The organism is Streptomyces cathayae (assembly GCF_029760955.1).
Taxonomy (GTDB): domain Bacteria; phylum Actinomycetota; class Actinomycetes; order Streptomycetales; family Streptomycetaceae; genus Streptomyces; species Streptomyces cathayae.
Genome location: NZ_CP121682.1, coordinates 7,389,176 through 7,412,887, shown reverse-complemented (window position 1 = coordinate 7,412,887; position 23,712 = coordinate 7,389,176). Strand labels below are relative to the sequence as shown.

Below are 23,712 nucleotides of genomic sequence, written 5' to 3'. Positions count from 1 at the left end.
GCTCTCTCCTACTCTCCGTTGTCGACGTCGGTGACGGTGCCGTCCTTGATGTAGCGGGCGAGGTTGAGCTCCGGCGCGTCGAACCGGTCGCGGATCTCCTCGCCCCACAGGACGGTCTGGGTGCCCTCGTGCTTGACCAGGCCGGGGTTGATGCCGAGCTTGAAGCCGCCGGGCAGCGGCTTGCCGTCCCGGTAGGGCAGGAAGTCCAGCGGGCTGGTGCCGTCGGTGGCGTAGACGACGCAGTCGGACAGGATCGCGACCGGGTAGTGGCCGGTGAACGCCGCGTGCTTGACGATCTTGCGGTGCAGGTTGATGCGGGTGCGGGAGATGACCGCCGCGCGGATGTCCGGCCGCCAGGTGGGGCGGGACAGCGCGCGCCACGGCTCGCCGGGCCGCCAGCCCTCGCCGCGCGGGCGCTCGCGGAGCTTGCCCAGGCCGCCCTTGACCGTGGCCTTGATCGCCGAGACGACGATCGCCAGCTGGGGGTCGCGCTGCTTGTGGCCGTCCATGGCCGCCAGGAAGTCGGCCGGGGAGAGGTCCGCGTGCACGCCGAGGTCGGCCATCGTGGCCAGGTAGGCGTCGCGCAGCCGCTGGTACCAGCCGTCCAGGTAGCGGCCGTTCTCGTACCGCACCCACGCCTCGATCGGGCGCACCTCGTAGCCCAGCTCCGCCGCGTAGGCGACGGTGGGTGTCGCATACCAGGCCGGGCCCTTGGGGCGCTCGCCCGTGGGCGTGAACGGGCTGGGCAGCAGGCCGGCGTCCAGCTCCGTCCACGTGTCCTTGCCGACCTTCACGCGGGACAGGTCGACGTGGGACAGGTCCACCAGCCAGCTGCCGGGCAGCTTCGGATCGAACACCGGGTGGGTGACGTGCGTCGGCGCGCCGAGGCCGACGTTCAGGCCGTTGGCGCCGGCGGCGAAGGCCATGTTCACGTCGATGCCGACCAGGTGGCGGCGCAGGCATTCGGCATCGGTCATCGGGCGTGCCCAGTCGTAGGCCTCCTCGAAGAGCTTCTCCGCCGGGCCGCGCACGTGAAAGCGCGGCAGGTCCGCCAGGAGCGGGTGCCCGTCCGGGGCCTCGCACGGCGCCGGGTCGACCGGGTCCTTGCCCAGGCTGTTGGGGTGGTGCTCGGAGTGCCGCTTGCCGTCGGCGTCGGGCTCGGAGGCCCGGGTCGGCGGGTGCAGCGCGGTCATCAGCTCCAGGCCGGTGACGGCGGTGGAGCCGCGCGGCGTCATCACCTGCGACGCGTACACGCCCAGCACGTGGGCGAGGTCCGCCGGCGGCAGCTGTCCGGCCCCGCCCCAGTGGCGGGTGTCGAGCGCGTGCCAGGACGGGATGCACAGCTGGACGCAGGCCCGCTCCGAGCCCTGCGCGGGGCGGTAGATCCGCGCCCACGGCCCGAACCCGCGCTTGGTGAGCTTCCAGTCGGCACGGGCCAGTTGCTTGATGACCTTATGGCCCTCGGGGATCCGCCCGGCGAGCCGCTCCTCATCGGTGAGGGCGGCCGGCAGGCCGTAGCGCTCCAGGGCAGCCTCGGTGAGCACGAGCAGTGGGTCGGCGTCCTTGCCCGGCCCGGACAGCTTCGGCTGCCCGAGCCGTGCCTCCGTGAGCGTCCAGTCGACCAGGGACGGGAGGGACCTGGCGGGCACGTTCAGGACCAGGCCGCCGGTGCAGTACGCCAGCACCTGCCCGTCCTCGACGTCGACGACCGCGAGCGGCCCGTTCTCGAAGCGCGCGTCGGCGCCGCCCGCCGGGGTGCCGGCCGGGGCCGTCTTCCGCGTGCCCGGGCGGCACGGCGTCGACGGCGGCCCGGTGGTGCGCGCCGGACGCGGCGCGGCCGCCGGAGCAGCGGCGACGAGGGCGGGGCTGGTCTGGGTGTTCTCGGTTGCGGTCATGTCCGCAGCGTCGGATGCCGGGCCTGTGGACAGAGTCTGCGATTCCGCCGGGGCGGGCGTCGCGGTGAACGCGGCCGGCACGGCAGTGTCTTGGACGGGCGCGGCCGTGTCGACCGGGGCGGGGTAGAGCTCCGCGAGCTGCGTGAGCAGCCGCGCGTACGCCTCACGCTCCGGCGGGCGGGGCTCGGTCTTGCCGGACTCCCAGGCGCTCACCGTGGCACGGCGCACCTTCAGCGCGGCGGCCACCTCGTCCAGTGTCAGGCCGTGCGCGGTACGCAGTCGCTTGCGCTCCTTCGCCGGCGGCAGCGGAGAGCGGGACGCGACCAGTGCGTCGACCGCGTCGAACAGCTCGGACATGGAACACCTCCTGACCGGCACCCTACCCCGTGAACCGTAAGGATCGCGTACTTTCACCGTACGAACTGCGTACGGACTGCGATCGGCGGGTGACGTGACGTTTCAAGCGGTGTCCTGGGCCGACCTCGCGCAGCGAGGGTCGAGCGTGGCCGCCGAAGATCGGTGGCCACTGGGGTTTCTCACCGAAGGTTGAGTGGAGTGGGGCACCGGAGATCACGGACGTCGCGCCAGGAAGACAAACTCCCTTCCTGGGCGATCGGGCGCATCGCGAACCTCCTCCACCACGTCTCCACGCGCGACCAGATCCCGCCCGACCTCCTCCCGCCCGCGGAAACGCAGCGTCGAATCCGACGTCAGCACCTGTCCGTCCACTGCGAACCTGTCGGTCCGGCGGAACGTCACCAGAGGCCGGCTCGCCTCGAGCGGCCGAACCCAGCTCTCGACGGAGCCGACACCGGGGATCTCGGTCACACGGTAGGAGTTCTCGCGGGTCCACTCTTTTCAGGCGCGTCTGGCCGGATCGCGCGTCTCGAAGACCAGCTGCCCGCCGGGCCGCAGTGCTTCGCGGGCTCCCTCCAGCGTCTTGTGCCATGCCGGCGGATCAGCGATGGCCTGGGCGACGTTCGCTGTCATCGTCGCGAGGTCGACCTGCAGCGGTGGGAGGTCTGTCGCGTCACCGCAGATCCAGCGCACACGCTCACTGCCCGGCTTGGCCCGGGCGACGTCGAGGGACGCCCGGGCGGGATCCACGCCGACGACCTCGATCCCGCGGTCGGCCAGGAGAAGTGCGAACACCCCTGTGCCGCAGCCGATGTCCAGTACTCGTTGCGCCTCGAACTCCTCCGCCATCTCCAGGTACGCGTCGAGGTCGCTGCGGTCGGGGTCGAGCGGATCGTAGATCGCGGCGAGTCGTGGATGCGCGAAGCAGTCGTCAGCCATGCGGTTGAACGTATGCGGAGCCGGGCCCGGACAGCTGCCGAGTTCGCCGACGGTCCCCCCGCGGCATCGGCGCTCCGTGCCGATCAATCTTCGCTGTCGCAGGACAGATGCTCCCGAGCCGCCGGGCCGGCCTCTGTTCACGAACCGACCGGTTACTGGACACCGAGCCCCGGCGCACTCCTGGCGTCCGGCGGGTCTGGCCGTTCGGCCCCGGCGAACCCGCCGTCGACGGGACTGCTGATGACCAGGTGCGGATTCACGCCAGTCGGGGCCAAGAGCGTCGACGTATTCCTCGAACCGGGGCGACTTCACGAGCCCGGTGACGACCGCCAGTACCGGCAGGTCGTTGGCCTCGCGGAGTTTGGTGAGACCCCGATAAGCCAGAAGCGTCATGGGGAGGCACACGAACGCCCCCAGCGGGTCTGACCGGGTGGCCAGGACACAGCTCAGGACGGCGCCGGCCAGGCCTACGTCCACCCTGAGGTCGGCTTCTGCTACGAGCCGGCCGCAGTCTCCGTACCTGTCCCTGCTTGCGGTGCACAAACGCGTGCGTAGCTGCGGCAGGTCCTGCAGCAGGTTCTCCACAGCCTCTTTGACGAGCTCCGGAGATGGATGCGGCTCTTTGCAGATGACCCTGTCCTCGCAGTACTTGCTGAGTCTCTTCACCGCCATCTTGGTCAGCTCGCCCGTAGCCCCGAGGCCGGCCAGACCTCCGGCGAGCGACTCCAGCTGTGACCGCACGCCCCGGCCGTCCAAAGGCACGGCAACAAGGAAAGCGGCAAGAAAAACGGTCAGGGCGCCCCGAAGCCAGCGACTGAAGAATCCCGGCGGGGGACCTCCAGAACGCTTCCCCTGAGGTACGCGAGAAAGGCCCCGGCCGCCAGAACGACCGGCTTGCCCAGCCGGTGCGCCGCGTCGTGGAGCGGCTGCAACTGCTGCCCGGCTTCGGACCTGCTCGGGATGCTGTCACCTGATACTCCAGCCGTAGATCGTGATCTTGTTGCTGGAGGGCGGTGGAGAGGGGGCCGCCGTCGGTCGTCGACGAGATCGAGCCGGGCAGCAGAGGCGTCCGCTACTCGAGTCCTCCGAGACGGCGGGCATCTTTGATCTCGCGGAGCCCGGCAGCCGTCATCGGGGTCCACTCCCTCCTCTGCCCAGCGGTATGGAGGGCGGCTCCAACCTCGCTGAGCTTCGCGGAGGACAACACGCCCGCCCGCTCGATCAGGTCGTCCCGGGCGACAGTGGTCAGCCAGGTGCAAGGAGTAAAGCCTGGACGCGGGAACGCGAACCGCAGCACGCCTTCGAAGGGCAGCCCTTCCCGGGCGCCTATCGCCACTTCAACGCCCAGGCCGCTGATGTCGACGCCCGCCGGCGCAACGACCTGCATGACCTGGAACCCGGATGACTCGTCGTCCGACAGCAGCACGACCGGGCGTCGCTCGTCGAAGTCGACCCACCAGACTTCGCCGCGTTGCATGTGTCCTCCTGGTACGAGTCGGCGGGCGGACGCTGCGTGCCCGAGCGGGACACCGGATGCGGCCCCGCCTTCGCACGTCGTGACCGAGGGGGTGGTGAAGACGGGTGCGGCCACCGGTGATCATCGGTGTGTGAAGACTGAAGATCATGCGGTAGCCGCGGGTCATAGCGTAGGCCCTGTCCGCTGGCAGGAGGCGTTCGAGGTCGTGATGGGCCGGATAGCGGGCCGGTTCGCGCGGGTTGAACCCCGGCGCCGGGTGCGGGACTTGGTGCTGGGGCTGCTGTCGGACCTGCCGCGCAAGAACTGCTGGAGCATCGCCGAGTGGGCCGGGGAAGCGAATCCGGACGGCATGCAGCACCTGCTCGGCCGGGCCAGGCGGGATGCCGACACCGTGCGCGACGACGTGCGTGAGTACGTACCGGAGCACCCGCAGGACAAGAATGCGGTGCTGGTGGTCGATGAGACCGGGGATGTGAAAAAGGGCACGCACACCGTCGGTGTCCAGCGCCAGTACACCGGCACCGCCGGGAGGATCGAGAACTCCCAGGTCGCCGTCTACCTCGTCTACGCGGGCCGCCGCGGACACGCGGCAGTGGACCGTGAGCTGTACATCCCGCGCTCGTGGACGTGCGACCCGGCCCGCCGCCGGGCCGCCGGCCGCTCCGGCCGGGTCACCGGCCGCTCGCAGCGCATCCTCGGCCACCCGTGAGACAGGGCGACCACCACCGCACCGGGCAGCCCCGACGAGACGGCGGCGCCCGGCGCGGGAGGCCCCGCACCGGGCACACACAGGATCCCCCCTGGACGGGTACACCACCAGGCACCGCCGGCAGCGTCCGCCGCGGTCCGCGGTGAACCCCCTCCCCCGGCCCGCCCGGGCGGCACACCGCAAGTACGCCGCCCGGACGGACCCGCCCACGGCCCGGCCGCTCACCTGACACAGGCAAGCCGGCTCACCCACTGGGACAGCGTGAGCGAAGCGGCCGGAGCCCCTCGGGCCGCACCGTGCCGGCGGCGACGATGCCGCGAACCACGGCCGCAGCCGGCCGCCCCGGACGGGGACGACGCCCGCGGCCGGCCCGGGCCGTCCGCCAGGGCCCTGCGAAGACAGGACAGGTGCGCGGCCACGGCCGCGAGACAGTGATGCTCGTCCCGGCACTCGGCACAGGCCGCCAGATGGGCGCGGACCGCGCTCGTCTCCCCGGGGTCCAGGACGTTGAGGGCGTGTCCTTCCAGCAGGTCACCGATGATGCGGCAATCCCGGGAGGCAGTGAACATGGCAGGTCCCTTCGTGCAGGGGTGGCGATCACCCCGTCCACGGGGCCGGTGTCCGGCCGGCACAACCGGTACACGGCTCCGTTCCATGACCTCACCATCGCCCGGCAACGGCCCCCGCGCATCGTCCCCGCGCAGCAATTCCCGGCTACCACGACCGCAGTACCCGACAGCCCCACCCACCACAGCCCCACCCACGCCAGGGCCACGACGCGCTCCCCGCCAGGGCCACGACGCGCTCCGCGGCCACGCCGGCACTCACCCGGACACCGCAGGACGAACCGCCCCCGTCACCGGGCTGACCACACCGCACTGATAGGCGATGACCACCAGCTGGGCCCGGTCACGGACGGCCAGCTTGGTCATGGCCCGGTTGACATGGGTCTTGGCCGTCAACGGGCTGAGGAACAGACGCTCGGCGATCTCCTCGTTCGACAGTCCCAGCGCGACAAGCCCCAGAACATCGCGCTCCCGCCGCGTCAGGCACTCCAGCCGCTCGTGCACGGCCGCCGTGCACGGTTCCGGCTGCGCCAGAAACCGCCTGATCAGCCCCCGGGTCGCCGCAGGCGACAGCAGCGCGTCCCCTGCGGCCACCGTACGGACGGCCTCGAGCAGCTCCCCGGGCCGGGCACCCTTGCCGAGAAAGCCGCTCGCCCCGGCCCGCAGAGCCTCCGCCACGTACTCGTCGTCCTCGAAGGTGGTCAGGATCAAAACCTTCACCGCCGAGAGATCCCCCGCCTCACCGATCAGCCGCGTGGCGGCCAGCCCGTCCATCTCCGGCATCCGGATGTCCATCAGGATCACATCCGGATGCCGCGCCCTCGCCAGCTCCACCGCCTCCCGGCCGTCGGACGCCTCACCCACCGTCTCCATGTCGTCGGCGGAATCGAACAGCATCCTGAAAGTGCCCCGCAGCAGGGCCTGGTCATCGGCCAGCAGTACCCGGATCGTCATGCCCATCCCTCCCCGGCGTCCCGCCCGACCGGTGCCACGACGGCCGCACCCGGCCGCAGCGGCAGTTCGGCGGTCACGGTGAACCCCCCGCCGGGACGCGCCGCGGCCTCCAGCTTTCCCCCGACGCTGGCCGCACGCTCACGCATCCCGATCAGCCCGTGACCGGTCCCGGAAGGGGGCCTGTCCGGCCGGGCACACCCGTCGTCCTCGACCGTGACCGTCAGCCACTGGGGCCGGTAGTGCAGACAGAGACGGGCGTGATCGGCCCCGGCGTGCTTGCGCACATTCGTCAGGGCCTCCTGCACGATGCGGTACGCGGCCAGATCCACCGCCGGCGCCGGCGGCCCGGCCACACCGCGCCGCGTATACCCGACGGACAGGCCCACCCGCCCGAAGGACGCCAGCAGCTCCGGCACCTGCGCCAGACCCGGCATCGGATCCCGCGGCGCCCGCGGATCATCGGACTGCCGCAGCAGACCCACGGTCACCCGGAGTTCCTCCAGCGCGGACCGACTGGTGTCCCGGATGCCCTCCAACGCGGTCACCAACTGCTCCGGCCGCCGCTCCACCAGGTGAACAGCAACACCGGCCTGCGCATTGATCAAGGCGATATGGTGCGCGACCACATCATGCAACTCGCGCGCGATCCGGATCCGCTCGGCCGCCACCCGCTGCCGCGCCTCCTGCTCACGCGTCCGCTCCGCATACTCCGCCCGTTCCTCCACCGCCGCCACATACGCGCGACGCGAACGCACCCCGTCCCCCACCGCGGCAGGCAGCGCCGTCCAGGCCACCATCGCCACGTTGTCCCCGAGCCATGACCGGGAGCCGAACACCACACCCGCCCCCACCAGCAGAGCGGCCGACGCCGACGCCACCACCCACGTCGTCCGCCGGTCGGTCCGGACCGCCACGGTGTAGACGGACACAATGACCGGACTCGTCACCAACGGACTCTCCCGCACCCCGAGCACCTGAAAACCCACCCCGCACACAAGCGCGACGGCCAGGACACCGAACGGGTGACGACGACGCCACAACAACGCAAAACAACAGACCCCCGCCAGCACCACAGCAGCCGGACGGACCGCCACCCGGTGCTCCTGCGGGATGACGGAGGCCGCCGCCACCGACAGCACGAACAACACCACCGGCCCCAGCACATCCAGCGTCCCGAGCGGAGCACCCGCCCCCCGCCGCCAACCGCTGATCACCACCATGCCACCACCGTAGAACCGACACCCGGACACCGCCGACCCAGCCGACACCGAACACCACCGCGGAGACATCCGATCGGGCGATGACAACGACAACCCGCACAGCCCCACCACCACCCCAGGACCCGGCACAGGACGGCCGAATGCCGATACCCGACGCCAAGGCTCGATCCCGAAGCCCCGGAGCCTGAGCGGGCTCTTTGAAGACGCCGCGATACAGATCCAGGCGAAGCCGGTGGGCAGCGGCCCGCCCACCTCCAGTCGGGAGGTGTGGCTCCCGTCCGCCTGCCGCTGGGCCCGCAGGAACACCGCGCCTTCTGCCGGTGGCTTCTTGTGGAGGCTGTGGGCGAGGTCGAATAGGTGGGCGACAAGCAGGACCTTGACGCCGGAATCGAGAAGGGCGCGGGTGATCTGCCGGGCGATCTCGGCCCCCTCTCGCTCGTTGGTCGCCGCGAAGGACTCGTTGAACAGCACCATCGCCCCGGACATCACGAGGTCCGCGATGCCGCTCATCCGGGACAGCTCCTCGTCCAGCTTGCCGCTCTCCATCTCCGCGTCCTCCTCGCGCCAAAAGTGCGTGAACAGCCACGCACGGACGTCCGCCGCGAAGGAGTAGGCGGATACGAACATGTCCGCCTGCATCATCAGCTGCGCCACTCCGACGCTGCGCAGGAACGTGGATTTGCCGCCCGCATTGGCCCCGGTGATCACCAGCAGTGGCACCCCGTCGGCGTCGACGTCGTTGCCGACCACCCGCTCCTTGCGGCGCAGACTCAGGCGGGGGTCGTAGAGGCCGCGGCAGCTCAGGGCGGGCGCTCCAGCGGGCAGAGCTGTGGGGAAGGGGAAGCAGAGCGGCTCCTGCTCGGCCGCAAGCCGCTGATGGAGGTGCAGGCAGCCCACGTAGAAGCCGAGTTGGGTGCGGTTCCTCTCGAGTGACGGCCGCGATCAAGTGGTGAGGTCGTAGTTCCGCTGGTGAGTGCATCAGGCGGCATGCCGAAAACCATGCGGCGGGGAACCGCGCCGCGTCGGGCCACTGGGCCGGTGAGCAACGCCATGGCTGAGTACGAAGCGGATACCGAACAGTTGAAGCGAAGGATCTACCTCGGCCTGCGTCAGGACAATCTCGACCCACAGCAAGTCGTCGCCCTCGCCTGCGAACTGCTCGACTGGTTCCACCGCACCGACGCCGTCCTGGAGGCCGTCGAACGGAATCCGGCCGAGGTGCCACGGTCGGAGATGACAGCCCTGGCCTGGCGCATCCTGGACGACGTGGGTTTCGAGCCGGGCTTCGACCTCGCCCCCGAGCGTTTGGAGACGTTGCGCGACGCGCTGCGGATCATAGCCCGCGACCTGCCCACGCGTGGGATCGAGGGCGAACCGGAGATCGAGGTCCTGGAGGACTGGTTCCCCGCGGGAGCCGGTGTCCGCCTTGCCGACGGTGAAAGGCTCAACCGGGGCGGCCACATCCTGCCGAGCATGTGCGACGACCCGACCATGGCACTGACCAGTCTGACGACCATGATCCAGGAGAGCCTGCTCGAACAGACCTGGCAGGTCTGGCCGGTGTGCCCCCGACATGACCTCGGCGTCCACGGCTCGAAGCGGGAGCGCGAGGTTGTGTGGTGGTGCGCGGGCGATGACGGACGCATGCTGGCGCCGGTCGGCGAACTCGCCCACGCTCTCGGCCGCCGTCGCCCCAAGTAGGGCTGGCGGTGGGGTGCAGTTCGTTTCGAACGACCGCCGGGATCAGGCGGTGCGTGCGTAGTTCCGCTGGTCGGGTGCGAGGGAGAGGCGTTCGTGTTCGCGGGCGGCGTGGTAGCGCCAGTAGGGGTCGAGGTCTCCGTTGGCAAGGACGGCACGCAGTCGCAGTACGGCTTCCGCTCCGAGCCGCGGACGGCTTCGGTCACCGCGAGTCGCCGTAATCCCGTCGAGTGCCGGCCCGCCGGCAGCGACAGCGCAGCGTCGGCGGGGTGGACGTTGCCCACGCCTCGGCCCCGGTGGGCGACTCTGGCGACCCGGACCATACCGAACACGGGCGGCTGCCTCGCGCGCTTCCAACTCCTCGAACAGCGAGCCCATCCGCCATCCCTCCTCCGCTACCACGGTAGAGACGAACGGCCCCGAACACAGCCCCGTTCAGCGCTCTTCCAGCTCAACCCTTCCCTTCAGAGGACCGCACCCCATCTCGAACGCGTTCGCCATACCCAGGTACGCCAGTCGCAGCAGCACGACCGATCATCCTGCCGCGCCCACCGCCGCCGCGCGACAGCGGCGACTCGATCGGCCACGGCCAGCACCCCGAAACCCGCTCCCACCTGTATGGATGAGGTATTCAGCAAGGGCCGGGCCCTCCGCCACGGAATGAGCAGGGTCGCTGTGCCACTGCCGCAGGGGAACCAGGCGAACCGCGCCACCATCTTCCCCAGGAGTCCACGGAAGGGGCGGAACGAGTGGGTACGGACACGGACACCCTCAGGCCACTGCCGGAGTCGCTCCGGGAACATGCCCGGCGCCTCGGGGAGAAGGTCGCCTTCCAGGACCGCCGTACGCGGCGGACCTACCGGGACCTGGAATGCAGGACCGGACGGCTGGCCGGACATGTGGCGGGGCTCGGCCTGGCGCGGGGCGAACGGGTGGCCATCCTGCTCGGCAACCGTGTCGAGGCGGTCGAGAGCCTGCTCGCCGTCACCCGGGCGAGCGGGGTGGGGGTGCCGCTGGATCCCGGGAGCTCAGGGGCGGAGTTGGCCCGTCTGCTGGAGGACTGTGGTGCGCGCGTGCTCATCACCGATGAGGCCCGGCTGACGCATCGGCGGGGACTGCTGTCCCGCTCCGGGCTGATCGTGGTGGTGGCCGAGGGCGGTGAGGAGGACGGGGACACTCCGCTGACCGGCGACTCCGGAGCGTCGGCGCACGGGGCCGGGGCGGCGGGCGGCGTTCTGCGGTACGAGGAGTTGGCGTGTACGGAGCCGGGGACGACCGCCCGGGACGATCTTGGGTTGGACGAGACGGCGTGGCTGCTCTACACCTCCGGGTCCTCCGGCACCCCCAAGGGAGTGCTGTCCACCCAGCGCAACCGCCTCGCGCCGGTCGCGGCGGGCCTCGTCGGTGTTCTCGGTCTGTCGGAACGGGACCGGGTGCTGTGGCCGTTGCCCCTCCACCACGCCATGAGCCAGGTGGTCTGCGCCCTTGGGGTGACCGCGACCGGGGCGAGCGCCATGCTCCCGCCCCGGTTCTCGGTGGCCGAGGTGCTCGGCGAACTGCGCCGTACGGACGCCCCCTACACTCTCCTCGGCGGGGTGCCGACGACGTACTCGGCCCTGCTCGACGCGGTCCGGAGCGAGGGGGGTGACGGGGAGGAGGGCGGCGGGCTCAGGGCGCCCGCGCTGCGGGGCTGCATCAGCGGGGGCGTTTCGGCGGGGTCCGAGTTCCGGAGGTCCTTCGAGGCGATCTGCCGGGCCCCCTACCTGGAGCACTACGGCAGCACCGAGGCGGGTCCGGTCACCATGGCGGCACCGGGCAGCACATCGGCGGCCGGGTCGTGCGGCCGGGTGCTGCCCGGCACCCGGGTCCGGGTCGGCGGTGGCGCGAACGGACAGGACACCGGCGAGGGCGAGTTGTGGGTGAGCGGGCCTGGGGTCATGACCGGCTACCACGGCAGGCCGGAGGCCACCGCCGAGGTGTTGCGCGACGGTTGGTTCCGCACCGGCGACCTGGCCAGGATCGAGGCCTCCGGCGAACTCGTGATCACCGGCCGGGCGAGTGAGCTGATCATCCGAGGCGGGGCGAACATCCACCCCTCGGAGGTGGAAGCGGTGCTGCGGCGGCTGCCCGGGGTGGCGGACGCCGCCGTGGCCGGACGCCCGCACCCCGTCTTCGGCGAGGTGCCGGTCGGCTATCTGGTCCCCGCACCGGGCAGCGGTGTACTGGACAGGGGGGCGGTCCTCGCCGCCTGTCGCGCGGAACTGTCCGCTTTCAAGGTGCCCGCCGAACTGTACGAGGTGGAGGGCATCCCCCGTACCGCCTCTGGAAAGGTGCGGCGGCACGACCTCGCCGACCGGCCCGCACGGACGCTGGGCACAGGGGCGGCCGAGGAGTCGACGGCGGATCTGCTGGCCCTGGTGCGGAACGAGGCTGCCGCCGTGCTCGGTTGCACGGCGGAGGCAGTGGAGTCCAAAACGGCGCTCCGCGATCTCGGCATGGACTCGCTGACGGCGACGGTGCTACGGGAACGGTTGTCGGCGGCGACCGGCCTCCCGCTCTCCGAGGCCGTCGCCTTCGACTTCCCCACGGCCGCCGCACTCGCCGCCCACCTCCGTTCGCGGAGCGCCACCGCACCGTCGGGAGCCGGGATCGCGCACCGAGGCGCGGCTGGGTCGGACGACGATCCTGTGGTGATCGTGGGGATGGCCTGCCGCTATCCCGGGGGCGTGGCCTCCCCCGAGGAGCTGTGGCGGCTGGTGGCCGACGGGAGGGACGCCATCGGTCCGTTCCCCACCGACCGGGGCTGGGACACGGAGGCGCTGTACGACCCGGACCCCGGGCGGTCCGGCCGGACGTATGTGCGTGAGGGCGGCTTCCTGTCCGGTGTGGACCGCTTCGACCCCGGTTTCTTCGGCATCTCCCCTCGCGAGGCTTTGGCCATGGACCCGCAGCACCGGCTGCTGCTCGAAGTGGCGTGGGAGGCCTTCGAGCACGCCGGTCTCGTTCCCCGCACCCTGCGCGGCTCGTCGACCGGGGTGTACGTCGGGCTGATGTACAGCGACTACGCCGGCCGTCTCACCGAGGTACCCGAGCATGTCGAGGGCTACCTCGGCATCGGCAGCGCCGGAAGCGTCGCCTCAGGTCGTATCGCCTACACCTTCGGACTGGAGGGCCCGGCCGTCACGGTGGACACGGCGTGCTCGTCGTCCCTGGTGGCCCTGCACCTGGCGGCCCAGGCGCTGCGCCGGGGTGAGTGTTCCTTCGCGCTGGCCGGCGGGGTCACGGTGATGTCGGGGCCCTCGTCGTTCGTGGAGTTCAGCCGGCAGCGGGCGCTGGCCCCGGACGGCCGCTGCAAGGCGTTCGGTGCGTCCGCCGACGGCACGGGATGGGCCGAGGGCGCCGGCATGCTGTTGCTGAGCCGGTTGTCCGAGGCGCGCCGCGCCGGGCTTCCGGTGCTGGCCGTGGTCCGCGGCTCGGCGGTGAACCAGGACGGGGCGAGCAACGGGCTGACGGCGCCGCACGGCCCGGCTCAGCAGCGGGTGATCCGGCAGGCCCTCGCGGACGCGGGGCTGGGCCCCGGGGACATCGACGCAGTGGAGGCACACGGCACCGGCACCCGGCTGGGCGATGTCATCGAGGCGGAGGCGTTTTCGGCGACGTACGGGCGGGAGGCGCGGGAGCATCCGCTCCGGCTGGGCTCGGTGAAGTCGAACATCGGTCACACCCAGGCCGCCGCCGGGGTGGCGGGCGTGATCAAGACGGTGCAGGCGATGGCCCACGGCGTGCTGCCGCGTACGCTGCACGCCGGCGAACCGACCAGCCGGGTCGACTGGTCGTCGGGGCGGTTGGCGCTGCTGACCCGGGAGGTGGAGTGGCCGAGGACGGACCGCCCCCGCAGAGCGGGGGTGTCCTCCTTCGGCATCAGCGGCACCAACGCCCATGTGGTGCTGGAGGAGGCCCCGGCGGATCGGGATGCCCCGCCGCCGGTTTCCGTGGCGGACTACGAGGCCGGGAGCAGCCGCGTCGATGGCGGGGCGGTGCCGCCGTCCGTGGCTGTTGCGGTGTCGGCGAGGAGCGGGCCGGGGCTGCGGGCCCAGGCGCGGCGGCTGTACGACCAGGTGGCCGCCGACCCGGACGCGGCGCCGGTGGACATCGGGTACTCGCTCGCCACCACCCGCGCGGCCTTCGAGCACCGGGCCGTGGTGGTGGCCCGGGACCGTGCGGAACTGCTCGCCTCCCTGCGGGCGTTGGCGGAGGGAAAAAGCCGGCCCGGGATGCGGACGGGCACGTCCCGTCGCCAGGGCCCGCTGGCCCTGCTCTTCACCGGCCAGGGCAGCCAACGCGTTGGTATGGGGCGTGAATTGTACGAGTCCCGGGAACTCCATCCAAGCTTCGCCCGGTCGTTCGACGAGAGCTGCTCCCTGCTCGACCCGCTGCTGCCGGTGCCTCTGCGGGACGTCGTGTTCGCCGGTTCCGGCACGGAGACGGAAGCGCTCCTGCACACGACCCGGTTCGCGCAGCCGGCGCTCTTCGCCCTGGAGACAGCCCTGTTCCGGCTGCTCGAGACCTGGGGTGTGCGCCCGGATCTGGTGGCCGGGCACTCGGTGGGCGAGGTGACCGCGGCGCATGTCGCCGGGGTGCTGTCCCTCGCGGACGCCTGCACCCTGGTGGCGGCCCGGGGCCGGCTGATGGACGCGCTGCCTGCGGGCGGTGCGATGGCCGCCGTGGCCGCCGACGCGGACGAGGTGGCCGAAGTGGCCGCCCGACTCGCCGGGACGGGACGTGCGGTGGAGGTCGCCGCCGTCAACGGGCCCGCCTCGGTGGTCGTCTCCGGGGACGAGACCGCAGTGCGGAAGACCGTCACGCACTTCCAGGAGCGGGGCCGGTCCACGACGCCACTGCGGGTGAGCCACGCCTTCCACTCCGCGCGGATGGAACCCATGCTGGCCGACTTCGCGGACGTGGTGCGGCGCCTCTTCTTCGCCGCACCGCGGATTCCCCTGGTCAGCGCCGTGTCCGGCCGGGCCGCCACCAAGGAGGAGCTGAGCTCACCGGAGTTCTGGGTGGGCCATGTCCGCCGCCCGGTCCGCTTCGCCGATTCGGTGGCGTATCTCCGGGACCGGGGCGCGGCACACTACGTCGAGCTGGGGCCGGACGGGGTGCTCACCGGCCTGGTCCGCAGCTGCCTCGCCGCGACCGGAGCGGCTCCGGCGGGCCCGGGCGCGAACGGAGCGCCCGTCGGTGAGCGAACCCCGACGCCGCTGGTCCTGCCGACGCTGCGGGGGGCGCGGCCGGAGGCGGACGCCCTGCTCGACGCTGTGGCCGCGCTGCACACCCATGGCGTGCCCGTCGACTGGCGGGCCGTCTTCGCCGGGCGCGGCGGTCGGCGCGTCCCCCTGCCCACGTACGCCTTCCAGCGCCGCCGGTACTGGCTCGACGCCACCCCGCGGCATCGGGCCGCTCCCCCACCGGACGCCCCGGCCCACCCGCTGCTGTCGTCCCGTACCGCGACGGCCGACGACGACGGGCTGTTGCTGAGCGGGCTGCTCTCGGTGCACGACCAGCCCTGGTTGGCCGACCATGTGGTGGCGGGGAAGATATTGCTGCCGGCGGCCGCCTTCGTGGAGATGGCCCTGCACGTCGGTGAGTCGGCAGGCGCGCCCGTCCTGGACGAACTCGCCCTGACCGCGCCGCTGTCGCTGCCTGCGGACGGCACGGTCGAGCTGCAGGTGAAGGTGTCGGGGCCAGACGGTGCGGGACGGCGGACCGTGCTCTTCCACGCCCGGCCGCACACGCCGACGGGTGACCGGCCCTGGCATCGGCATGCCTCCGGGACACTCGTGCCGGAGCGGCAGCCGGCGGACCGCGGAGCGGCCGGGGCAGGGGCCGGGGCCGCGCCCTGGCCGCCGCCGGACGCGGTGCCGCTGTACGCCGGCGATCCGGGTGCCGACCCGTACGAGCGGCTGGCCGAAAGCGGGCTGAGCTACGGCCCCGCCTTCCGGGGCCTGCACGCCGCCTGGCGGCTCGGGGAGGAGCTGTATGCCGAGGTCACGCTGCCCGAGGCCGCCGGGGCCCCACTCCCGGACGCGGGTGGCCCGGGATTCGTTCTGCATCCGGCGCTGTGGGACGCGGCGCTGCACGTCCTGGCGCTCGACGGGCGCACGGCGGACCGTGCCGGGACGGACAGGACGGATGGTGGTGGGGTTTTCCTGCCGTTCGCCTTCGGCGGGGTGCGCCTGCACACGGCCGGCGCGCGGCGGTTGCGGGTGCGGGTCACTCCCGGTCCGGACGGGCGGGCCGGGGTGGAGTTGACCGACGCGGCGGGCGCGCCGGTGGCCGCGGTGCGTTCGCTGATGCTCCGGCCCCTTCCGCGTACCGGATCGGGAACGGTGGATCCGGTCCCTGGGGTTCTCCACCGGATGGACTGGGTGCCTCTGCCCGAGCCGCCCGTACCTTCGGTGGTGCCCCCGTGGGGCGTCCTGGGCACGGCGGGCACCCGGCCGGTGGATGTGCTCGCGCCCCGGGGTTCCGGCGTTCCGGTGCACGCCGACCTGGCGGCGGACGGCGCATCACCGGCCGTCCTCGTCGCACCGTGCCCACCACCACCGGACACGGCCGACGGTGCACAGGACCCGGCGGCGCAGATACGGTGGGCGGCGGGCTGGGCACTGAAGCTGGTACGGGAGTGGCTCGCCGAACCTCGTCCGGCGGACTCCTGTCTCGTTCTTGTCACCTCCGGCGCCGTCACCCCGGACGATGGTGCCGGTTCCGGGGATTCCGGCGCATCCGGTGGATGCGCTTCCGCACCGGCCCACGCATCGGTGTGGGGGCTGGTCCGCTCGGCCCTGCGGGAGAATCCGGGCCGGTTCGCCCTGGTCGACATGGACGATCACCCCGACTCCGTGCGTCTCCTCCCCGTCCTGCTGGCCGCCGTGGCGCCGGAGACAGCCGTACGACGGGGAACAGCGTACGTACCGAAGCTGGTCCGGGTGGCCGGGGCGACGGGGGAACGGCAGTCCCGGCGGCGGCTCGATCCGGGGGGCACCGTCCTGGTCACCGGCGGTACCGGTTCCCTGGGCATGCTGGTGGCACGGCACCTGGTCGCCGCTCATGGCGTCCGACGTCTGCTGCTTGCCGGCCGACGCGGACCGGACGTACCAGGGGTGGACGAACTCGTCGCGGAACTGGGCGAGTCGGGCGCCGAGGTGACCGTCCGGGCGTGCGACGTCGCGGACCGGACGGCGCTCGCCGCCCTGCTCGGCTCGGTGCCGGCGGACCGTCCGCTGACCGGTGTGGTGCACACCGCGGGGGTGCTGGACGACGGCACCCTCCCGGCGCTCACCGCCGACCGTCTGGAGCGGGTACTGCGGCCCAAGGCGGACGCCGCTCTCGCCCTGCACGAGCTGACCCGGGGACGCGACTTGGCGATGTTCGCGCTGTTCTCTTCGGTGGCGGGTACCTTCGGCTCCGCCGGTCAGGCCAACTACGCGGCCGCCAACTGCGTGCTGGACGCCCTGGCACGGCACCGCAGACGGCTCGGTCTGCCCGGTACGTCGATCGTCTGGGGTCCCTGGCGGCAGAGCGAGGGCATGATGGCGCACCTCACCGACACGGACCTGCGGCGGATGACCCGCTCGGGATTCGGCCCGCTCGAGGCGGACGAGGGCCTGGCCCTCTTCGACGCCGCCGTGGCCGGTGACGACCCGGTGGTGGTGGCGGCCCGCCTCGCCCCGGCCGTCCTGAGCGGCGGCGGTCCAGCGGCGCGGTCCCGGCCGCCCGTCCCCGATGCGGCGGGAACGGGCGGCGGGGGCGGGGCCCTGTTCGGCCGACGGCTGGCGGCCGCTTCCCCGGGCGAGCGGGGCGAGTTGCTGCTCACGGAGGTGCGGGCCCTGGCGGCCTCGGCACTGGGTCACCCGGAGGGGGCGGCCGCGATCGACGGGGACGACCTGCTGGCAGACCTGGGGCTCGACTCCCTGGCCGCGGTGGACCTGCGCAACTTGCTCGCGACGTCGACGGGGCTGACGCTGCCGCCCACGCTGCTGTTCGACTTCCCGACCCCGCGCACGGTTGCCGCCGAACTGGCGGAACGGTACGCCCAGGAGGCGACTCCTCCCGGCGTCACCGGTGCCCCCGGCAGCCCCGGCGTCCTCGCACGGCCGGATGCCATCGGCCGCCCGGGCGGCCCCGACCGAACGGCGGACAACGGTGTTCCCGGCGGTCCGGGAACGGCCGGGCCACCGCAAGTTCCGGCGCGGGCCGGGGACGCACCGGACGCCGGAGGGGCTTCGGATTCCCTGGGTGCGCTCTTCCGCGCCGCTTGCGACCGGGAGCGGACCTGGGACGGCATGGCGCTGCTCACCATCGCCGCACGCCTCCGCCCGGCCTTCGACAGCGCGGGGGCGCCCGGTGCGGCACTCGATCCTGTGACGCTCGCACCGGACGGCGCGGGGCCCCGGCTGATCTGCTTCCCCGCCCTCAGTGCGCTCTCGGGACCCCAGGAATACGCGCGCTTCGGCGCCGGGCTGCGGAGTCTGCGGCCGGTCTCGGCGGTGCGGCACCCGGGGTTCGGGCCCGGGGAGGCGCTGCCGGCCACGTTGGACGCCCTCGTCACCGCCCAGGCCGTGGCCGTCCGCGCGGCCGCGGGTGACGGACCGTTGGTCCTGTTGGGCCGCTCGGCCGGTGGCTGGGTGGCCCAGACCGTGGCCGAGCGGCTGGAGGCCGAAGGCTTTGCCCCGCTCGCCGTAGTTCTGGTGGACACCTACCCCAGCAGTGACGACGACCATGGGCAGGCGCTCTCCGCAATGACGTCGGACATGCTGCACCGGGCGGCGGAGTTCCTCCCGACCGCCCCGGACCGGCTCACCGCCATGGCCGGGTACTTCGAGCTTTTCGCCGGCTGGAAGCCTTTGCGGCTCGCCTCCCCCACCCTCTTCGTACGGGCCCGGGACCCGCTGCCCGGCGCGGAGCCCGCCCCGGTATGGGATCTTCCGCACACCGAAGTCACCGTGCCCGGAGACCACTTCACCATGCTGGAAGAGCATGCCCGTACCACCGCGCTCGCAGTCCACCACTGGCTGGCCGATCCGGACCGACGAACCCCTGATGCCCTGCACCGGTCGCAGGTGTCGCGGGACGCGCCGGCAGGCCCTCTGGAGACACTGGCGTCACAGGCTGGACTGCATGATCGAGGAATACGGGACACATGAACATGCGGCCTCACCGGTCCCGAGGCCGGAAGCAGGAGGCAGAGATCAACCCGCATGTGCGGGTGTGGGACTCGTAAAGGCGTTGTCACCTTGGCGAGGGTGTGAGCGGCCGACGGCGTGCCGGGGCGTGTTGTGGCCTGGCTGGTGTGTTGGGTCAGGCCGCCGCGGCCAGGCCGGTGCTGCTGGTGACCTGGTCCCAGATGGTGAAGCGGATGATCATCTCGAGGCGGTGTTCGCCGGCGGTCATCAGGTGGCGGCGGGGTCGGAAGTGGGGGGGAGATGCCGCTGAAGGCGGCGAGGAACCGCTGAGCCCCGCCTGCGGAATGGAAGCCTTTCATGGCGCGCTCGCGCTGCCGCGTGGGCTGGTGACTGTTTTCGGCCCGGTTGTTCAGGCCCTTATGGGAGCGGTGCTCCACGGAGGGCATGACCTCGCGCCGGGCGGCGGCCTTGTCCCGGCGGCTCTGCCCGAGGACGTCCAGAACGGTGCCGCCGGCGTCGACGGCCCGTCACAGGTACTTCAGTTCCCCGTTGATCTTTACGAACACCTCGTCCAGATGCCACTTGTCCCCGGGCCGGGGCCGGAGGCGGCGCAGTCCGTTCTCGTATGCCTGCCCGAACGTGGCGCACCACCGCCGGACCGTCTCATAGGAGACGAGCACGCCGCGCTGGAGCATCAGCTCCTCCACCTCACGGAACGACAGCGGGAAGCGGAAGTACAACCACACACAGTGGGAGATCACCTCGACCGGGTACCGGTGCCCCTGGTACGACGGCACTCTGTCCATGGACGCCCCCCAACCTGATCAACGAGAAGATCGTCCCACCCGTCGGCCAACGTGACAGTGCCTCCCGGATCATTGCGATCCGCACCATCACCGCCGGTCGGCAGGACCGCGAGCCCGGTGCCGCGCCCGCCGGTGATCGGTTGGTGATCGGATCCTGCTCCGAGTCGGGCCGAAGTGCCGGTAACCAGTCGGCGCCAAAGTTATTGACAACGATGTCAGACGCGTGATCTAGTCCGCTTCCATCCAGCCAGGATTCCGAGTACTGCACGTGCGACCGATCGGATGTGCCCACTCCGCCCGTCCCTTGGAGATCATCTCTCATGTCGCGCAGCGCATGAGGGATGAGGAACCGGAGACCGTTTCCATGCGCAGACCCCTCCGCCGATTGCGTCACCGCGCATCGACAGTCCTTGCCGCACTGCTCGTTGCCGGCGGCGCCCTGGGCCCGGCGCCGGCCATCGCCCAGGCCCCTGCCGCCGCTCCTCAACTCACTTCCCTGGTCAACCCCTTCATCGGCACACAGAACTTCGGCAACACTTTCCCCGGCGCGAGTGCCCCCTTCGGCATGGTCCAGGTCAGCCCGGACACCGGTGGCCAGGGAGGGTACGACTACCAGCAGGACAAGATCCACGGATTCAGCCAGACCCACCTCTCGGGTGTCGGCTGCTCCGTCATGGGCGAGTTACCGCTCATGCCGACGACCGGAGCGGTCGACAGCGTCGACCCCGACGCCTACCGCTCGGCCTATTCTCACGACGACGAGGACGCCGAACCCGGCTACTACCGCGTCGGGTTGAAGACGTACGGCATCGACGCCGAGCTGACCGCCACGCCCCGTACGGGATGGCAGCGCTACACCTTCCCCTCGACCGACCGCGCCAATGTCCTGTTCAACACGGGTAAGGCCAACCAACGGGTGTACAGCTCGGGGGTGCGTGTCGTCGGCGACCGGACGGTCGAGGGGCGTGTCGAGGCGGGCAACTTCTGCGCGGGCAAGGACCGGCACACCGTCTACTTCACAGCGACCTTCGACAGGCCGTTCGCCTCGCACGGCACCTGGCGGGGCTCCACCCGCGCCCCCGGTGAGCGAAACGCGGCCGGCGAGGGCGGGAACGGTGCCTGGGTGACCTTCGACGCCGGCGCCGACCGTGACGTCGTCGTCAAGGTGGGGCTCTCCTACACGGGCATCGAAGGCGCCCGGAAGAACCTGAAGGCGGAGACGGACGACTCGTACGACTTCGACGCCACCCGCGCGGCGCTGCATGCTACCTGGGAGCGGCAGCTCGCCGCCGTGAAGATCGACGGCGGGTCCACCGAGCGGCGACGCGCGTTCTACACGGCCCTCTACCACGCGCAACTGCACCCGAACCTCGCCGGGGACGTCGACGGCCGGTACGCGGGTTTCGACGGGAAGTCCCATGCCGCGTCCGGGTTCACGCCCTACCAGAACCTTTCGCTGTGGGACACCCACCGGCCGCAGAACCAACTGCTCCAGATGCTGCAGCCGAAGGTCGCCCGCGATGTCGCGCTGTCGGTCGTCGCGATCGGACGGGACGGCGGCTGGCTGCCGCGCTGGTCGCTCGCCAACAGCGAGGCCAACATCATGACGGGCGACCCGGTGACTCCGTTCCTCGTCGAGGCGTGGTCCAAGGGGCTGCTCGCGGGCTACGAGAAGGAGGCGTACGCGCTTCTCAGAAAGAACGCCCTCAGTGCACCGCCGGACGATTCCCCCTACAACGGCCGTGCGGGCATCGCCGCTTACCAGCAGCGTGGCTACATCCCCAGCGGGCTGGAACCGGGGAAGGACTGTCCGGACAAGGGCGGCGACAACGACTGCCGTCATCCTGCTTCGGCGACCCTGGAGTACGCGGCGGCGGACGCGTCGCTGGCCCTGATGGCCGGGGAGCTGGGGCACACGGCGGACGCCCGCACGTTCGCGGCACGCGGCCAGTGGTACCGGAACCTGTGGGATTCCTCCATCAAGCAGTTCCGGCCGCGCACGACCGACGGCACCTGGCTGACGCCGTACGATCCCGTGGAGGCGGGCCATCAGTTCCATGAGGGCGGCGCCTACCAGTACCAGTGGCTGGTGCCCCAGGATCCGGCCGGGCTCGTGTCCCTGATGGGCGGCAAGCGGGAGGCCGAGAAGCGGCTCGACGCCTTCTTCGTGTACGACAGACTCCTCGAGGACCCTGCCAAAACCGCTCGCGAGGATTGGATCTCGGCACCGTACGACTACTACGGAAAGCCGACCTACAACCCGAACAACGAGCCCGATCTGCACTCCCCGTACATGTACTTGTGGGCCGGCGCACCTGCCAAGACGGCCACCGTCGTCCGCGCCGCGATGACGCTGTTCACGGACGGGCCCGACGGCATGACCGGCAATGACGACCTGGGCACCATGTCGGCCTGGTACGTCTTCTCCTCCCTCGGCCTGTATCCGACGACGAACGGTGGCGACTTCCTCGCCGTCTCCAGCCCCCAGTTCCCGTCGGCGGTCATCCGTATCGGCGACTACAGGGGCCAGCAGGGCGGCACCCTGACCGTCAAGGCACCGGGCACGAGCGACTCCCAACGCTATGTGAAGCGGGCGAAGTTCGGTGGGAAGAACCTGCGCGCCACCTGGCTGGACTGGGACGCGGTCGCCAGGGGCGGTGACCTCGTCTTCGAGATGTCCGGCAAGCCGTCGGTCTGGGGTACGGGCAAGGGGGCGGAGCCGCCGTCCGTGAACCGCGCGGCAGCCGATTCCCGCCGACGCCTCGACGCGTCGCTCCGTACCGGATCCGATGTCCTGCCGACGGCCGACAGCGCCCAGCACGTCCGTCTGGGACTGGACGTGCTGGGCCAGTCCCCCGGCACGCTACGGGTGGGCGTCGGCGCGAAGGTTCCCCGGGGCTGGACCGTGAAGACCACCAGGCCCTTCTCGCTCGTGTCCCGGCGGCTGCCGGTCCAGCGGACCGCGGCGGTGGACGTGACCCTCCCGGCCAAAACCGCGCCGGGTTCGTACACCGTGCGGATCACGGCGGCCGCGAACGGTGTGGAGAGCGTGGAACGCGTCGCGACCATCGAGGTGCGCGCCGCGGCACGCTGCGCGGCGGACGTCGGTGAGGAGTGTGCCCTGGACCTCGGCAAGGAGGTGAACCACGACGGTACCGCAACCGTCGCGGCTTCCGGCGAGGGCGACTTCGACGGATCGGGGTGGAGCTACGACGGCGATCTGCTGCCCGCAGCAGGACCGGTCGTCTGGGACGGCGTGACCTACCACGCTCCCGATCCGTCCGGGACTGCCTCGAACTTCGTCGAGGCCCGCGGTCAGGCCCTGCTGCTCCCGGCCGGGTCGTACAGTTCGCTGCGCCTGGTCACCACGGCCCACCACGGCCCGGTGACGACCCTGCTCACAGTCCGCTACACCGACGGCACCACCGTCGAGGTGCCGGTCATCGTGGGCGACTGGGCGGGAGCGGCACCGCAGGGCAACTCCGTGGCGCTGGAGATGCCGCACCGGATCAAGCGCGGGCAGGGTGTGGACGGCCCGCCGGTGCGTCTGTTCGGTTCCTCCGCGGTGCTCGACGCCTCGAAGACCGTGCGTTCCCTCGGCCTGCAGAACGATCCTCGGGTACAGGTCTACGCGATCACTCTCAGTTGAATCGCTCTCCCTCGTGAACGAGGCGGAGTGCTGCCTGCCTCGTGGTGCCCGGGCCACGCTCAAGGGGCGCTACGGCGGCGTCCGGAAGGTTTCCGAACGGAATCGACACCGGCGACACCGACGGCACCGGCGTCTTCCTCGGCCTGGACCTCGGTAAGGGCGAACACCGCCTTGAAGTTCCCTCACGATCATGGACAGCGCGTGTTCACGTTGCGTGGCCGACAGGCCCGGCGCACCGCCGAGAAGGGCGGTGCGCC

At 71.6% G+C, this 23,712-nt stretch carries 9 protein-coding genes and 2 pseudogenes; 4 read left to right on the top strand and 7 right to left on the bottom strand.

What is annotated here, in order from left to right:
* Positions 1–8: 8 nt before the first annotated feature.
* From tap to PYS65_RS33820, 3 genes and pseudogenes are all read right to left on the bottom strand, one after another.
* Positions 9–2,252 (bottom strand): telomere-associated protein Tap, encoded by a 2,244-nt coding sequence (tap, locus tag PYS65_RS33830; RefSeq protein WP_279331634.1) that lies wholly within the window; start codon positions 2,250–2,252, stop codon positions 9–11.
* A 213-nt stretch (positions 2,253–2,465) separates the two neighbouring features.
* Positions 2,466–3,191, bottom strand: a pseudogene (locus tag PYS65_RS33825) (class I SAM-dependent methyltransferase).
* Positions 3,192–4,263: 1,072 nt separating this feature from the next.
* On the bottom strand, positions 4,264–4,668 hold the full coding sequence (locus PYS65_RS33820) for a type II toxin-antitoxin system PemK/MazF family toxin (RefSeq protein ID WP_279331635.1): 405 nt from the start codon (positions 4,666–4,668) through the stop codon (positions 4,264–4,266).
* 208 nt (positions 4,669–4,876) lie between these two features.
* On the opposite strand from PYS65_RS33820, the gene PYS65_RS33815 reads away from it, so the two are divergent.
* Positions 4,877–5,377, top strand: coding sequence for an IS701 family transposase (locus PYS65_RS33815; protein ID WP_279337804.1), 501 nt, complete (start codon positions 4,877–4,879; stop codon positions 5,375–5,377).
* 221 nt (positions 5,378–5,598) lie between these two features.
* Here the strand turns inward: PYS65_RS33815 and PYS65_RS33810 are convergent, their stop codons facing one another.
* The 3 genes from PYS65_RS33810 to PYS65_RS33800 form a co-directional block, all read right to left on the bottom strand.
* A complete protein-coding gene (locus PYS65_RS33810) occupies positions 5,599–5,946 on the bottom strand; it encodes a zf-HC2 domain-containing protein (protein ID WP_279331636.1) in 348 nt (115 codons plus the stop codon).
* Positions 5,947–6,201: 255 nt separating this feature from the next.
* A complete protein-coding gene (locus PYS65_RS33805) occupies positions 6,202–6,897 on the bottom strand; it encodes a response regulator transcription factor (RefSeq protein WP_279331637.1) in 696 nt (231 codons plus the stop codon).
* A complete protein-coding gene (locus PYS65_RS33800) occupies positions 6,894–9,014 on the bottom strand; it encodes a histidine kinase (protein WP_279331638.1) in 2,121 nt (706 codons plus the stop codon). The genes PYS65_RS33805 and PYS65_RS33800 overlap by 4 nt, the downstream gene beginning before the upstream one ends.
* A gap of 153 nt (positions 9,015–9,167) precedes the next feature.
* On the opposite strand from PYS65_RS33800, the gene PYS65_RS33795 reads away from it, so the two are divergent.
* Together PYS65_RS33795 and PYS65_RS33790 are read left to right on the top strand one after the other, a co-directional pair.
* Positions 9,168–9,818 carry a hypothetical protein gene (locus PYS65_RS33795; RefSeq protein ID WP_279331639.1) on the top strand — a complete coding sequence of 217 codons (651 nt, stop codon included), beginning with the start codon at positions 9,168–9,170 and terminating at the stop codon, positions 9,816–9,818.
* A 746-nt stretch (positions 9,819–10,564) separates the two neighbouring features.
* The gene (locus tag PYS65_RS33790) at positions 10,565–19,021 is read left to right on the top strand and encodes a type I polyketide synthase (RefSeq protein WP_279337776.1); all 8,457 of its coding nucleotides are present in this window, start codon (positions 10,565–10,567) and stop codon (positions 19,019–19,021) included.
* Between the two features lie 278 nt (positions 19,022–19,299).
* On the opposite strand, the pseudogene PYS65_RS33785 reads toward PYS65_RS33790, so the two are convergent.
* Positions 19,300–19,806: pseudogene (locus PYS65_RS33785) on the bottom strand (IS6 family transposase); the annotation flags it as partial.
* Positions 19,807–20,170: 364 nt separating this feature from the next.
* Here PYS65_RS33785 and PYS65_RS33780 point away from each other — a divergent pair.
* Positions 20,171–23,455, top strand: a complete 3,285-nt coding sequence (locus PYS65_RS33780) for a GH92 family glycosyl hydrolase (protein ID WP_279337775.1) — start codon at positions 20,171–20,173, stop codon at positions 23,453–23,455.
* Positions 23,456–23,712: the final 257 nt, after the last annotated feature.

Coding starts and splice junctions, on each gene's coding strand:
- tap (WP_279331634.1), bottom strand. CDS start 2,252: ATGTCCGAGCTGTTCGACGCGGTCGACGCACTGGTCGCGTCCCGCTCT.
- PYS65_RS33820 (WP_279331635.1), bottom strand. CDS start 4,668: ATGCAACGCGGCGAAGTCTGGTGGGTCGACTTCGACGAGCGACGCCCG.
- PYS65_RS33815 (WP_279337804.1), top strand. CDS start 4,877: ATGGGCCGGATAGCGGGCCGGTTCGCGCGGGTTGAACCCCGGCGCCGG.
- PYS65_RS33810 (WP_279331636.1), bottom strand. CDS start 5,946: ATGTTCACTGCCTCCCGGGATTGCCGCATCATCGGTGACCTGCTGGAA.
- PYS65_RS33805 (WP_279331637.1), bottom strand. CDS start 6,897: ATGACGATCCGGGTACTGCTGGCCGATGACCAGGCCCTGCTGCGGGGC.
- PYS65_RS33795 (WP_279331639.1), top strand. CDS start 9,168: ATGGCTGAGTACGAAGCGGATACCGAACAGTTGAAGCGAAGGATCTAC.
- PYS65_RS33780 (WP_279337775.1), top strand. CDS start 20,171: ATGCGCAGACCCCTCCGCCGATTGCGTCACCGCGCATCGACAGTCCTT.